This is a genomic window from Caulobacter sp. GW821-FHT12A07, assembly GCF_058807655.1.
This window is the reverse complement of the sequence record NZ_JBXAQX010000001.1, coordinates 699,432-712,189: the sequence shown is the minus strand read 5'-3', so window position 1 is coordinate 712,189 and position 12,758 is coordinate 699,432. Positions and strand designations below refer to the sequence as shown.

13 protein-coding genes are annotated in these 12,758 nt (G+C 67.7%); 9 read left to right on the top strand and 4 right to left on the bottom strand.

The window, feature by feature from the left end; translation table 11 throughout:
- The first annotated feature begins 88 nt into the window (after window positions 1–88).
- Window positions 89–478 (top strand): antitoxin Xre/MbcA/ParS toxin-binding domain-containing protein, encoded by a 390-nt coding sequence (locus AC1RRS_RS03340; protein ID WP_492853929.1) that lies wholly within the window; start codon window positions 89–91, stop codon window positions 476–478.
- Window positions 459–1,175: an RES family NAD+ phosphorylase gene (locus AC1RRS_RS03335; RefSeq protein ID WP_492853928.1), complete on the top strand. Its 717-nt coding sequence runs from the start codon at window positions 459–461 to the stop codon at window positions 1,173–1,175. The genes AC1RRS_RS03340 and AC1RRS_RS03335 overlap by 20 nt, the downstream gene beginning before the upstream one ends.
- Before the next feature lie 585 nt (window positions 1,176–1,760).
- Here AC1RRS_RS03335 and AC1RRS_RS03330 read toward each other — a convergent pair.
- Window positions 1,761–2,597, bottom strand: a complete 837-nt coding sequence (locus AC1RRS_RS03330; protein WP_492853927.1) for a C40 family peptidase — start codon at window positions 2,595–2,597, stop codon at window positions 1,761–1,763.
- Entirely contained in the window at window positions 2,597–4,018 is a 1,422-nt protein-coding gene (locus AC1RRS_RS03325; protein WP_492853926.1) for a leucyl aminopeptidase family protein, read from the bottom strand. Before AC1RRS_RS03325 ends, AC1RRS_RS03330 begins: the two co-directional genes overlap by 1 nt.
- Before the next feature lie 88 nt (window positions 4,019–4,106).
- Between AC1RRS_RS03325 and AC1RRS_RS03320 the strand changes: the two genes are divergently transcribed.
- The 3 genes from AC1RRS_RS03320 (at window position 4,107) to AC1RRS_RS03310 (ending at window position 7,515) form a co-directional block, all read left to right on the top strand.
- Window positions 4,107–4,934 carry a tetratricopeptide repeat protein gene (locus AC1RRS_RS03320; protein WP_492853925.1) on the top strand — a complete coding sequence of 276 codons (828 nt, stop codon included), beginning with the start codon at window positions 4,107–4,109 and terminating at the stop codon, window positions 4,932–4,934.
- Window positions 4,935–5,030: 96 nt separating this feature from the next.
- Window positions 5,031–5,840 carry a hypothetical protein gene (locus AC1RRS_RS03315; RefSeq protein WP_492853924.1) on the top strand — a complete coding sequence of 270 codons (810 nt, stop codon included), beginning with the start codon at window positions 5,031–5,033 and terminating at the stop codon, window positions 5,838–5,840.
- Window positions 5,830–7,515 carry a hypothetical protein gene (locus tag AC1RRS_RS03310; RefSeq protein WP_492853923.1) on the top strand — a complete coding sequence of 562 codons (1,686 nt, stop codon included), beginning with the start codon at window positions 5,830–5,832 and terminating at the stop codon, window positions 7,513–7,515. Before AC1RRS_RS03315 ends, AC1RRS_RS03310 begins: the two co-directional genes overlap by 11 nt.
- Before the next feature lie 39 nt (window positions 7,516–7,554).
- Here the strand turns inward: AC1RRS_RS03310 and AC1RRS_RS03305 are convergent, their stop codons facing one another.
- Entirely contained in the window at window positions 7,555–9,123 is a 1,569-nt protein-coding gene (locus AC1RRS_RS03305; protein ID WP_492853922.1) for a sensor histidine kinase, read from the bottom strand.
- Window positions 9,124–9,370: 247 nt separating this feature from the next.
- Between AC1RRS_RS03305 and AC1RRS_RS03300 the strand changes: the two genes are divergently transcribed.
- Complete coding sequence (locus tag AC1RRS_RS03300; RefSeq protein WP_492853921.1) at window positions 9,371–10,117, top strand: hypothetical protein; 747 nt, start codon at window positions 9,371–9,373, stop codon at window positions 10,115–10,117.
- A 200-nt stretch (window positions 10,118–10,317) separates the two neighbouring features.
- Here AC1RRS_RS03300 and AC1RRS_RS03295 read toward each other — a convergent pair whose 3' ends face one another.
- A complete protein-coding gene (locus AC1RRS_RS03295) occupies window positions 10,318–10,989 on the bottom strand; it encodes a hypothetical protein (protein ID WP_492853920.1) in 672 nt (223 codons plus the stop codon).
- Between the two features lie 143 nt (window positions 10,990–11,132).
- Here AC1RRS_RS03295 and AC1RRS_RS03290 point away from each other — a divergent pair, with 143 nt between their 5' ends.
- From AC1RRS_RS03290 to rnpA, 3 genes are all read left to right on the top strand, one after another.
- A complete protein-coding gene (locus AC1RRS_RS03290; RefSeq protein WP_492853919.1) occupies window positions 11,133–11,861 on the top strand; it encodes a CPBP family intramembrane glutamic endopeptidase in 729 nt (242 codons plus the stop codon).
- Window positions 11,862–12,014: 153 nt separating this feature from the next.
- The gene (gene rpmH / locus AC1RRS_RS03285) at window positions 12,015–12,149 is read left to right on the top strand and encodes a 50S ribosomal protein L34 (protein WP_110118343.1); all 135 of its coding nucleotides are present in this window, start codon (window positions 12,015–12,017) and stop codon (window positions 12,147–12,149) included.
- Window positions 12,150–12,261: 112 nt separating this feature from the next.
- Complete coding sequence (rnpA, locus tag AC1RRS_RS03280) at window positions 12,262–12,756, top strand: ribonuclease P protein component (RefSeq protein ID WP_492853918.1); 495 nt, start codon at window positions 12,262–12,264, stop codon at window positions 12,754–12,756.
- Window positions 12,757–12,758 lie beyond the last annotated feature (2 nt).

The following is a 12,758-nucleotide window of genomic DNA, read 5'->3' as shown; positions in this document are numbered from 1 at the left end:
TGGACTAATGTGGATTTGCGGTCCACATATGGACTATCTACATTTGGACTAAATCGGACGTCAAGTCCGTTTTCACACTGGAGGGCCTATGCGAACAGCGCATGAGCCTGGCGTCGACGGCGCCAGGCCATTACCGATTCCGGTGGAGCTAGAGGCTTTCTTCGCTCTCGCCGATAAATGGGATCTCTCGACCGACGAACAGATACGCCTGCTCGGTTCGCCAGGGAGATCTACATTTTTCAAATGGAAGAAGGATGGCGGAGCAGTTCCGCCAGATACAGTCGAGCGAATTTCTCACGTGCTCGGCGTCTGGAAGTCGCTTCAGATCCTTTTTCCTGCCGAAGAGCGCGGGCGTGCTTGGCTCAGGCGGAAAAATGAATTCTTCGAAGGTGCGACTGCCTTAGATATAATGTTGACGGGTAAGTTCTCGGATCTCTATCGAGTACGGTGGTACCTTGATGCTCAACGCGGCGGATGAAGCAGGTCGGGTCTCGTGGAAGCTGACGGGGTATCGCCTGATACCGTCGCGGTTTCCCCCCGTGTCCATTTACGATGGTCTGATCGCGAATGACCGTATCGATAGCCTCGTCGATATAGAAAATCTTACCAATCCAAGACTGCAGGCTGCGCAGCGTCTGGCTGACGCGGTCAACGATGCTGGACCATCCAGTCGATTGCAGAATTGGAATTTGGCTCCGTTTGCCTACTCCAACCCGGAGGGCAGCCTGTTTTTCGGACCCGACCGGCCTTGTCTCGAGATGGCTTCCGATAAACAGACTGCCTTGGCGGTGTCGGTGGCGCGTCGCCAGCGCTTCCTGAGGCGTACTGAAGAGCCTGCGGTTGGTCTTGATATGCGCATGCTTGCCACGCCTATCGATGGCCTGTTCCTGGACTTCAGGCCGTTAGGAGCGCATCTGAGCCATGAGCAGTGGCGGGCGTTGGGTGAAACCGTGCCCTTCGACGTGGACGGTGTCCTTTACGTCGCGCCTGAACGGCCCAGCGGGCACTGCGTTTCTATTCTCAATGGATCGGTTTTGGGGCGAACGCTACAGGCGAACCACTACAGGTTCCTTTGGAACGGGCACAGAATGAGCAGTCTCTACGCCTTCGATGACGAGGGGCGAGAGTTTTCGCCGGACGTTCTGGCTGGTCCCGAAAATGTCCTTGCAGCCTGACTTAGGCGAGTTCCCCGCCGTCCCAGTCTACTAGGCGAACAATCTCGTGGTAGGAGCAGCCCGGCGTTCTGCAGACGACGCTCGGCACGACGGTTCCGTCGGCTCTGATCCTGTGGCTCGACAATACGAGCCGGTGGCCGTGGCTGCAGATCATCTCCGCCTTGAATTGCGCCCTTGTGCGGGGGTGGCACGGTATCCAACTTGGTCGCGCCGAGGGGGTCGTGCTCGCCTTGGGTACGGGGCGCGCGGCCCATTCGATAGGGGCGGGCTGAACTGACGGTCGAAGCTCGGAAGTGGTGCGCGTGGCGTGGGCAAGAGGGTTGGCTTGCTCGTTTGAGAACAGTCGGCGGATAAGCCGTGCAAGCCATTTCAACATCGCAGCACCTTGAGTATTAGTTGCCAGCTTACCCTAAGGTGGAGTTGCGGCAAAATCGGTAGTGATCGTGCGCTGGCCTGGGAGCTGCGCCAACGGCAGCTATTGGCGCTAAGCAGTCAGCCAGAGCCATCGATCTGCATGACTGCCTTCCGCCCTTCGGCGACGCGAAGTTCGCCCGGTCGCGACGACCGACCGAGACCGGCGGACCCCTAAACCCGCCGCCACCCCGTCGGCAGTCCCACCCCCGCCGCCTCGATGCGCGCCACGGCCTCGGCCAGGGGCTCCACGGCCACGGCCATGTGGTGGGCGTTGGCGTGGACGATGGTGTCGGGGTCGAGCAGGATCGCCACGTGGCCTTTCCAGAAGACGAGGTCGCCGCGCCGGCGTTCGGTCTCGTCGATCGGCTGGAGGAACGAGAACTGCATGTCGGTGTCGCGCGGGACGGCCTTGCCGCAGGCGGCCAGGGCCTGCTGCACCAGGCCCGAGCAGTCCAGCCCCAGGCTTTCCCGCCCGCCCCACTGGTAGGGCGCGCCCAGGAACGACAGGGCCGTGGCGGCCGGGTCGGGGGCGGTGGCCACGCCGATGGGGGCCAGGTGCGCCTCGATGAACCAGCCTGTCCCCGCGCCCTTGGCGAAGCGGCCCTCGCGGGCCTCGACCGTCACCAGGGCGTTCAGGGAATAGAGGCCCACGGGCCGCGACTTGATGTCCGGCTCGCTGAACGCATAGGTGCGCAGGCTCGACACCTGATGGGTCGCGGGCTCGCCCAGGGGCGCGAGATCGGCCTCCGCCACCCAGCCCACATAACCGTCGCGCGCCGCCTGGCCCCAGGCGAAGCCGTCCTTGACGTCGAGCACAGCGAAGCGCTCGCCGAACAGCAGCTGGCTTTCCTGCTCGGCGTCCGGCGCGGGGGTCTTGCGCAGGGCGGCCGTGGGCGCGGCGACCTGGCGGGCCTTGGGGGCGTCGTAGCGCTCGGCGGCGACGATCCCTTCCAAAGCCAGGTCGGCGAGGTTGGGGCGGGCCAGGGTGAGGCGGCGATCCGGAGCCATCAGGCGAACTTGCTCTTCAGCATGGCGTAGAGGCCGCGAATGGCCTGGGCCTCGCCGCCGCTGGGCCGGCCGGCGGCGCCCTTGGGGTTCCAGGCGTAGATGTCGAGGTGCGCCCACGACCCCGTCGTCGGGGCGAAGCGTTGCAGGAACAGGGCGGCGGTCACCGAGCCGGCCTGGGCCCAGGCGTCGGGGTCGTTCTTCAGGTCGGCGATGTCGCTTTCCAGCGCCTCCCGATAGCCGTCCCACAGCGGCATGCGCCACACCGGGTCCGAAGCGGCGCGGGCGCCGGCCTCGATCTGGCCGGCCAGGGCGTCGTCGGGGGTGTAGAACGGGATCACCTGCGGGCCCAGGGCCACGCGCGCCGCGCCGGTCAGGGTGGCCAGGTCGATGGTCAGGGCCGGCGAATGCTCGGCCGCGCGGGTCAGGGCGTCGGCCAGGATCAGGCGGCCCTCGGCGTCGGTGTTGCCGACCTCGATGGTCAGTCCCGCGCGGCTGTCGAGCACGTCGCCCGGCCGCATGGCGTCGCCGGCGATGGCGTTCTCGACCACCGGCACCAGCACGATGAGGCGCACGGGCAGCTTGGCGGCCATCACCATGCGGGCGAGCGCCAGGGCGTGGGCGGCGCCGCCCATGTCCTTCTTCATCAGCCGCATGCCGGCCGAGGGCTTGATGTCGAGACCGCCGGTGTCGAACACCACGCCCTTGCCGACCAGGGCGACCACCGGGTGCTTTTCGTCGCCCCACTGGAGCTCCAGCATGCGCGGCGCGCGCTCGGGCACGGCGGCGCGGCCCACGGCGTGGACGGCCGGATAGCCTTCGGTCAGCAGGTCGTCGCCGACGATGGCGGAGAAGCTCGCGCCGAACTGCTCGGCGATCTCGCGGCCGATGGTCTCGATCTGGCGCGGGCCCATGGCGTTGGCCGGGCTGTTGACCATGTCGCGGGCCAGGGCGCAGGCGTGGACGATGGCCTGGACCTCGGAAAGATCGACGCCCTCGGCCGCGACAAGGCGTCGCGCGCCGTCGGCGCCCCGGGCCTTGAAGCGGTCGAAGCGATAGGTCCCCAGGGCGAAGGCCAGGGCGATCTGGCCGGCGTCGAGCCCCTCCGGCGTCGCGTGCAGGCGATAGTCGCCGGCCGGCAGCTTGGCCGGCAGGGCGCGGAAGGCCATGGCGTCGGCCTTAATCCCCTTGGAAACCCGTTGCCCCAGGCCGAACAGCACGCGGTCGAGGGCGCCTTCCGGGGTGGGGGCGACCACCACCTGGCCGGCCTTGCCGCTGAAGTCCGACAGCTTGGCGAAGCCGCGCACGAAGCTGGGCCGCGCCTCCAGGAACGCCGCGACCTCGTCTTCGTAGAGGGCGTGCACCGGGATCACGGGGCCGTCGGCGGCGCCGCGCGAGGAGGCGGCGATCAGGGGTTCGGTCATGGGCCGGGGCTTTCGCGGATTTATGCTTAACGATTCCTTGAGGGGGCCGGGCGATGCTCGACCCTACCTCTCCGGAGACTGCCCTTTCATGTGTCGCAAGCCCGCCCTGCTCGCAACCGTTCTCGCACCCGTTCTGCTGCTGGCCGCCGTCCCGGCGTTCGCCGCCGACAAGGGCAAGGCGTCCACGACGAGTGACGCGTCCGTCTCCGCCCCGGCCCCCGCGCGCCGCAAGGCCAGCCCCGCCGAGCGCGCCGAGGTCCGCCGGATGGAGCCCCTGGCCCGCGCCGCCTTCTGGAGCGCCGAGGTCGAGGCCGATCCGCGCGACGCCGAGGCGGGAGTGGGCCTGTCCCAGGCCCTGCGCACCCTGGGCCGCTACGACGAGGCCGCCGACGCGGTCGGCCGCGTGCTGGTCGCCACGCCGAACGACCAGGAAGCCCTGCTGGAATCCGCCCGCGTGCAGGTGGCGCGCGGCGAGGGCTTCTTCGCCATCGAGCCGGCCAAGGCCGCCGCCGCCGCCGCCCCGCGCGACTGGCGTCCGCTGACCCTGCTGGGCGTCGCCTACGAACAGTCCAAGCGCGACGACGAGGCCTTGGCCGCCCACCGCCAGGCCGTCGCCCTGGCCCCCAACGAAGCCGCCCCGGCGGCGAACCTGGCCATGTACCTGGCCGGCCACGGCGACCTGCCGGGCGCCGAGGCCCTGCTGCGCAAGGCCGCGACCCTGCCGTCCTCGACCATCCAGATCCGCCAGAACCTGGCCCTCGTCGTCGGCCTGCAAGGCCGCGTCGACGAAGCCGAGAAACTGGCCCGCCAGGACCTCCCGCCCCAGGTCGTCGACAACAACCTCGCCTGGCTCCGCGCCGCGTTGGGCCAGGGCGGCGGCACCCGCACGTGGGAAGCGGTGAAGGCGGGGAGCTGAGGCTCTCGCCCAACCGAAATCGCCGTCGCCGACGGTGAGATTTCCGGCTCGACCTCAGGTGGATGATGCGGCACGCTTCCGGCTTCGGAGGGAGACGTGGCCGACAGCAATCGACGTAGAGCCCTGGCCGACGTGGTGAGCGTCGAGGCCTGGCACGCGGCCCTGGAGCAGGGGCGGGCCAAGGCCGACCTGCATGTCGACGTTGTCTTCGGCGTCGGCCGCATCGGCGGCGGCGACCCGTCAGGGGTGCGGTTCAGGCTGGGCCTCAAGCGCGCCGAGGTGATCGTGCTCGTGCCGATGCACGAGCCGGCCCATATCGGCGGCGAGTCCGTTCCCCGTGAGACCGTCGGCCAGGTGGTCGGCAAGGTCGAGACCAAGGCCAAGATCAGCAAGAAGGTCGGCCTGGCCCTGAACGGCCAGGGCGGGGCGTCGGCTACGGGCGTTCAAGCCAAGGCGAACGCCAAGGCGCACCTGGCTCTCGCCGCCAGCAAGGACTGCACGGTCAGCGCCAGCCGCGCCTACAAGGGCCTGGGCGTGACGCAGATGAACACGGGCGATGGGCAGCCACGTTGGCTCATAGTGCCGGAGCTCGGCGAGGCCGTGCTGTCGGGGCGGCCCTGGGACGCCAGGAAGGCGCCGCGCGGCGAGATCAAGGACGGGCGTCCCGCCGGCTCGCGAAGCCTTCCGGGCGCGGTTCGGGTCGAGGTGCGCTGCCTGCGCGAGGACCTGGAGATCAGTAACGTGGTGCTGACGGGCGGGCTCCTGGGCAAGATCGGCCGGAACCGCGAACTGGCCGCCGAGGCCGCCATCCGCACCCTGCTTTCGGAGGAAGGGCTGGTCGCCGGCGACATGAGCGATCCCTTTGCCGAACTGGTTCTGGTGATGACGTTCGCCGATGCCGTCTGAGGGCGAGTCCTGGCTGTCGGCGGTCGCGCGCGTGCTCCGCGCCGAGACCGACGATTTGCGCGAACTGGCCAGGATCGCGGGCCTCGATCCCGCGACCATGTACGTCGGCACGCGCATGGATGGCGCCGATATGCGCGGCCAGGACTTGCGGGGGATGGCGTTCCCGGGCCTGGATCGCAGCAAGGTGCGGACGGATGCGCGCACCCAGCTGGATGCGCCGGAGCGGGTGGGGGAGGCGTCCCGGGCGGTGAACGAGGGGTTCCAAGTCACTATCCTGCTATTCTTCCACGACCCAGAACTCCTGGCGAGCTATCGGAATCAGTCCCAGCGGCTGCCATTCGACATCGTCGCTTTCGGTCCTGACGAGGAGGAAGTCTTTCAGGATGCGTGCGTGGGTTTCGCGGGCCCCAAGCTTTCTCTTGAGCTCGGCGGGCGGGGGGAGGTTCCTAGATGGGACCGGAAATGGCGCTGGGGCGCGCCGAGCGGGCTCATTCGCATCGTTGGCGTCGATGGACGCGAGGACCGCTTCCGCAGCTTCTCGAAATTGGTGGAGCAGGACGTCTCGACGCCGACCATCCTCGTCCCACTTCCGCTGGGGATCGGTGGACAGCGCAAGGACGCCCTATTCTCGACGTCCATTCGTGATCTGATCGGTCTAGCTGGCGCCGACTGGCCGTCTCTCGCCGACCTCATGCGGCAGTCCGATCTTCGAACCTTCGTCAGTGCGCGTTCGGAGGTGTCTGATCGAGAGGGGATCTGGTTCCAGCTTTTCGGGCGCGCCTGGAAGCTCCGCTTAAGTCCGGAACAGGCGTTGCTGCTTCACTCAGCCAGAGAGGAACGCCCAGCAGCGCGGTACCGGGAGCTGATTTTTCCGAAGAGTCAGGATTTCGCACTGGAGCGCAAGGCGGGTTGGCCTACGCATGACGCAGCCATTCTCACCCGTGGAGCGTCCTCGAGTCGTCAGTCAATAGGCCTAATCTACTACCATACGGCGCAGAGATTTCTTCTGAGTATGGGTTGGAATGTCAAAGAGAATTATTTTTCAAGTTTTGACGAAGATGGTGCTGGTCTTGTAGAGTATGATCAATTTATTGGTGGTTCGCGTATATATATAAATTTTAAAATATCACCATATCAGCGATATTTGGGATCTGATTTTTCTGATAAAATAATTGACGTAGATAAGGTGAGTGGAATTGTATTGAGTGAATACGCCGATGCTGGTTCGATTGCGAGAACGTTTGCACACGACAAGCATCTGCTGCTGAATCTCCAGGATTTTCGCTGGCTGGACTCTCGCGCGAATAGCCTTTGGCTGGCCGTGGGGCATCAGGCGCGTCGGATCGCGCGCACCATGGCCAGTCCGTCGCGCTCGCTGTATTTCGCCGGGCTGATCAGAAGGGCTTTCGAGATGAAGCGGGCGCATGTACCCCGCGAAAAGGAACTCGCGAAGCTGATCGAGCAAGACGATTGGTTCCGGAGGCGATCGTTGGGTGTCGCGCCGATCGGCTTCGATGATCGGCATGTGACCTTTTCGGTGACCATGCCCGATCTCCTTTGGACGAGAAGCGCGGAAATGCTGGTTCTGGGGATCAACGAGGACGGGCCATTCTTGCAACTGAGTTCGGCGGCGGCGGCGCGCGCGGCTTTCCGTCCGGTGGCCGACAGGGAGTGAAGCCGAGGAAAAGGTTCCGCCCTTTTCCAGAGGCTCTTTTCAGGCCAGCCGCCTCACCGCCGCCGCCTCCACCCCCACCGGCGTCTCCACCACGAACCGGCTGCCCAGGCCCGGTGTGCTGTCCAGGGTGATCTCGCCGCCCATGGTCTCGACGATCTGGCGGGTGATGCTGAGGCCAAGGCCGGTGCCGCCGACGTGGCGGGCGGGGTCGCCGACCTGTTCGAAGGGGCGGAAGACCGCGTCCAGCTGGTCGGGGGCGACGCCGACGCCGGTGTCTTCGACGGTGAAGCGCAGGCGGGCCTCGCCGCCCGCTTCGGGCTCGAGGCTTTCGACGCTCAGCGACACGCGGCCCTGGTCGGTGAACTTCACCGCATTGCCCAGCAGGTTGATCAGCACCTGGCGCAGGCGCTTGGGGTCGGCGACGATGGTGCGCGGGGCGTCGGCCGACAGCTCGACGGCGAAGGCCAGGCCCTTCTCCTCGGCCCGCAGCCGGAACATCTGGTCGATCTCGTCAAGGCAGGCGCGCAGGTCGAAGGCGGCGGGCTGGAGGTCGAGCCGCCCGGCCTCGATCTTGGCGATGTCGAGGATGTCGCTGATCATCGCCAGCAGGTGCTCGCCGCTGGAGCGGATGGCGTCGACGGCCGTGCGCTGCCTGTCGTCCAGCGCGCCGCGGCTGAGCCAGTAGCTGTAGCCGATCACCGCGTTCAGCGGCGTGCGCAGCTCATGGCTCATGTGGCCCAGGAACTGCGACTTGGCGGCGTTGGCGGCCTCGGCGGCGGCGCGGGCCTCGCCCATCACCCGGGCCTCTTTGGCCTGGCGGCGCTGGCGGGTCTCGAACTCGCGGCGCATGCCCAGCAGGCGCCCGACCAGAAAGCCGCCGGTCACCACCAGCCAGACGCCGAGGATGATCAGGTACCACTGGCCGTCCGACAGCGAGACGCCCTCGAGGTCGATCTCGTCGAGCGACACGGTCAGCGGGCCGGGCGCGGCGTCGTCGGTGGTGATGGCGATCGCCCGCACGTCGGCCAGGTTCGGGGCGGCGTCGCGGGGCGACACGCCGTGGCTGCTGACCCACCAGCCCTCGGCGGTCAGGCGGTCCAGCGGCAGGCGGATCTCGTTGGCGCCCGGATCGACCGGGAATTCCAGGACCAGCGGCACGTCCTGGTCGCCGACCTTGCCACGTAGGGCCGCCGGCGGAGCGGTCTTGACCTGCAGCTTCAGCCGGTCGCCGCCGCCTTTGTAGGTCAGCCGCAGGGTGATGCTCTGGTAGCGGGTGAAGTCGAGCCCCTTGCTCGCGCCGCCGGTGGTCAGCTGCAGGCCGTAGCCGCAATAGGGATAGGTGACGGCCGCCCGGATGTCGCAGCGCCAGGCCATCTGCCGGTGCGGATCGGGGGTGACGCTGGAGCGGCCGCCGGTCTCGGCGTCGGAGAAGGCGTAGGCGATTACCTGGTCCGACTGCGGCGTCAGGGCCAGGCTCTGGCGGGTGAGGGCGCCCTTGCCCAGCAGCGCGGCGAAGGTCACCGCGATCAGCAGGAACAGCGCCGCCTCGACCTTCAGATGCCGATAGCGCCGCCAGCCGCCGTTCTCGTTGGACGCCGGCGACGACACCGGTGTCCGTGAGGTTGAACGAGGATCCGGACGCTGCGGCACGAGGCGCTCCTGGAGGCCTGTGCGGGCCGCGAAAGGAAGAAGCGCGACCTTAGCTCGAGCATGTTTGACCGCCGTTTAACGCGGCGCCGGAAATCTTCGGCTCGGCGCCGCGACCTTTTGTCGGTCTCTGCGCGTGAATGACCTTTGCGAGCGCCATGCGCCATGGTTCAACCCGAAGTGGTCGCCGCAGCCCCAAGGAAACGCCATGTCCGTTCGCCGCCGGATCGCCGCCGCCGTCGCGCTCGCCGCGCTCGTCTCCGCAAGCGCGGTTCCGCCCGCCTGGGCCCAGATCCCCGGCGACCTGCGCGACCTGATCGGCGCCCGGGCGGCGGGCGGCGAAAGCGAGCTGCAGCGGCGGGGCTATGAGTTCGACCATGTGGACGAGGGCGGCAGCGCCAAGTGGAGCTACTGGCGGCGGGGCGAGGACTGCGTCCAGGTCACCACCCGCGACGGCCGCTACCTGACCATCGTCGAGGCCCGCAACCTGTGCCGCAAGAAGAGCTCTGACTCCAAGGCCGCCGCCGTCGTGGCGGGGGTGGCCATCGTCGGCCTGGCCGCCGCCCTTGCGGCTCACAAGCAGAAGCACGGCGACGCCGACCGCGCCCACGACGACGAATACGAGCGCGGTTACCAGGCGGCCCTCTACGGCTCCGACTATGACGACCGGCACGAGACCGAGGGCTATCACGAGGGCTTCCTGGCCGGGCAGTCCGAGCGCGACAACCGCCGCTACGCCAACACCCGCTACGTCCGTAACGCCCCGCGCGCGGCCCAGGACGCCTGCTCGCGCCGGGCCGACGCGTTCCAGAACCGTCCCTATGGCAGCAGCGTGCCGATCAGCGTCCGCGACCTGGGGCGCGGCGACTGGGAGCTGACCATGGCCACCGGCCCCTATCGCTCGCGCTGCTTCGCCTCGTCCGACGGCCAGGTCCGCTCGATCGAGCCGTACTGACCGCCAGGGTGGATCGACGCTCGGCGTTTGAGACCTTCAAATCCGTGTTTCCCCGCGAAGGCGGGGATCCAAGCTGGATTTCAGGATGAGGCGCGACCGTAGATCGATTTCGACCTCTGCTTGGGTCCCCGCCTTCGCGGGGATGCTCGGTGAAAAATAAGCTCAGGCCGGTGAATGTCGATCGACCCGGGAGTTGGCCTTCAGGCCAGGGCCAGCGGGATCAGGATCAGCAGCATGTAGAAGAGGGCGCGCGCCAGGGCCGCCACGGCGGTCACGGCCGCGCGGGCCGGCGGGATCGACAGATGCCGCGACAGCCAGCGGGTCTGGGCCACGATCAGCCAGACGGTCGAGGCCAGGATCACCGCCGCGCCGGCCCCGACCAGGGCCGGGGTCCCGCGCTGCACGGCCATCAGCCCCAGCGACACGCACAGCGCCACCGGCGAGGCCAGGTAGCACTGGGCGTAGAACGGCCGCCGCAGGGTCTGGCGCGAAATCGCCACGCCCTGCTTGCGCAGCCGGGTCAGGGTCACGACCAGCGGCGTGAGGCCAAACAGCAGGCAGCGGAACATCAGCAGGTTCTGCTGGGAATCGTAGAGCGCCTTGGCCAGGGGCGGGGCGTTGGCCGGCTGGGGCACGTGGACCGCCCAGCCGATGGCGTTGGCGATCACCAGGGTGATGATCAGCAGCACCGGCGGGCTCAGCGCGTCGTCGTAGCGCAGGTCCTCGGGCTGGCCTTCCTCGCGGTCGGAATAGGCCATGGCCGTCATCGGCCGGCTGACGATCCGCAGCATGGTGCGCGGGTAGAAGTAGAGCCAGGTCATGGCTTCGAAGAGCAGTTCCTCGAAGCTCCTCAGGATCTTCAGCAGGTCCACGAAGCAGGCTCCCGTTGCGCCGACCGGTCGGTGATAGCAGCAGCGGGCCGCAATTTCTGCCCATCCATCGCAAGGCGAGGGGCGAGCGCTATACAGCCATGGCGAAGCGTCGCCATAGTCGCCCGCGCAGTGGAGCTTCGATCATGGCAGGGCCGACCCCGCGAGACTTTCCCTATATCCGCGCCGCGCCCGAAGGCCTGTCGGCCGGTTGGTGGGTCATGGTGCTGGGAAGCTGCGTCGCCGGTTTCGTGGCGCTGATGCTGCTGGCGCGCGCGCCGGGCGGTCCGATGGCGCTGGCCGGGCCGGTGCTGTTCGCCGCCATGCCGCTGCTGGCGCTGAGGGCGGCCGCCGGCCAGGGCTGGACGGCGCTATTCCCGCGTCTCACCTTGACCGACGTGCTAGCCGGCCTGCTGACCGTTCCCCTCGCCCTGCTGCTGTCGAGCGCGGTCGCCCTGGTCTTCACCAAGGCCGGCGGCGTCGCCGTCAATCCGGTCGCGGGCCTGCTCACGCGGCTGGACGGCTGGGAGCGCGTCGTCTTCATCGCCGGCACCGCGCCGCAGCTGCTGGGCGAGGAGCTGATCACCATCCTGCCGTTCCTGGCGCTGCTGGCGCTGTTTCATCGCCGGTTCGGACTGGCCCTGCGGTCTTCGGTTCTGGCCGCCTGGATCCTGTCGGCCGCGATCTTCGGCCTGCTGCACCTATCGACCTATGGCTGGAACCTGGCCCAGGTGCTGCTGGTCATCGGCGTCTCGCGGCTGGCGCTGACCGTCCCCTATCTGCTGACCCGCAGTGTCTGGTCCTCGCTGATCGCCCACATTACCTTGGACTGGTCGATCTTCGCGCTGGTGCTGCTGGGCGCGGCCAGAGGGTAGGGCGAGAGGGTAGGGGGCCAACCCCTTGCCCTGACTCAGCTTCCGGCGCTTTGCGCGGTTGACATCCCCGGCCGCCTCGCTTATCCACCGCCCCTCACTCGCGGCGGCCGCAAGGTTGTCCGCGTCAACGCTATTGTAATTCGGAGCCACGTCGTGAAGCGGACATTCCAGCCGTCGAAGCTCGTGCGAGCCCGCCGTCACGGCTACCGCACGCGTATGGCCACCAAGAACGGCCAAAAGATCGTCGCGCGTCGTCGCGCCAAGGGCCGCAAGCGCCTGACGGCCTAAGAGCGGGTCTCCCGCTCTTCTTTCCTGCTCCGGCAGGATCGTACGACATGACAAAAGCCGCCCCTTCCCAGAACCAGGCCTCCAGCCTGCGCCGGAAAGGGCGGCTTTTTTCATGACCGATTCCCAGGTTTCCGCCGTCCCCCTGGCCGAACCTCTCGCGCCCGACCCCAAGGGCCCGAAGATCGAGCGCATCAAGGTGCGCGCCGACTTCCTGAAGGCCGCCAAGGCTCCCTCGCTGTCGCGCGGCGCCGTCTTCATGCAGCTGCGCCCGCGAGGCGACGACGACGCCCTGATCCGCGTCGGCTTCACCGCTTCCAAGAAGGTCGGCGGCTCGGTGGAGCGCAATCGCGCGAAAAGACGCCTGCGCGAGGCCGCGAGGCTCCTTCTGCCCCTTCATGGACGGCCCGGTTGCGACTATGTGTTCATCGCCCGCGGCGGTACGCGCTCGCGGCCCTGGGGGCGTTTGCTTGACGATGTAAAAGCCGCGCTGATAAGCCTCGCGGCCGAAATAGACCGCGGGGGGAGACATCCCTCTCCATCTGCCCCTGCCGCGCCCGCCTCACCCTCTTCGCACGCGCCTGCGTCGAAGCCCTCCGATCCCGGTTAAGT

What these genes read in the sequence shown, in the direction of transcription:
- AC1RRS_RS03340 (WP_492853929.1), top strand. Translation starts at nt 89, where the DNA reads ATGCGAACAGCGCATGAGCCTGGCGTCGACGGCGCCAGGCCATTACCG.
- AC1RRS_RS03335 (WP_492853928.1), top strand. Translation starts at nt 459, where the DNA reads ATGCTCAACGCGGCGGATGAAGCAGGTCGGGTCTCGTGGAAGCTGACG.
- AC1RRS_RS03330 (WP_492853927.1), bottom strand. Translation starts at nt 2,597, where the DNA reads ATGGCTCCGGATCGCCGCCTCACCCTGGCCCGCCCCAACCTCGCCGAC.
- AC1RRS_RS03325 (WP_492853926.1), bottom strand. Translation starts at nt 4,018, where the DNA reads ATGACCGAACCCCTGATCGCCGCCTCCTCGCGCGGCGCCGCCGACGGC.
- AC1RRS_RS03320 (WP_492853925.1), top strand. Translation starts at nt 4,107, where the DNA reads ATGTGTCGCAAGCCCGCCCTGCTCGCAACCGTTCTCGCACCCGTTCTG.
- AC1RRS_RS03310 (WP_492853923.1), top strand. Translation starts at nt 5,830, where the DNA reads ATGCCGTCTGAGGGCGAGTCCTGGCTGTCGGCGGTCGCGCGCGTGCTC.
- AC1RRS_RS03300 (WP_492853921.1), top strand. Translation starts at nt 9,371, where the DNA reads ATGTCCGTTCGCCGCCGGATCGCCGCCGCCGTCGCGCTCGCCGCGCTC.
- AC1RRS_RS03290 (WP_492853919.1), top strand. Translation starts at nt 11,133, where the DNA reads ATGGCAGGGCCGACCCCGCGAGACTTTCCCTATATCCGCGCCGCGCCC.
- rnpA (WP_492853918.1), top strand. Translation starts at nt 12,262, where the DNA reads ATGACCGATTCCCAGGTTTCCGCCGTCCCCCTGGCCGAACCTCTCGCG.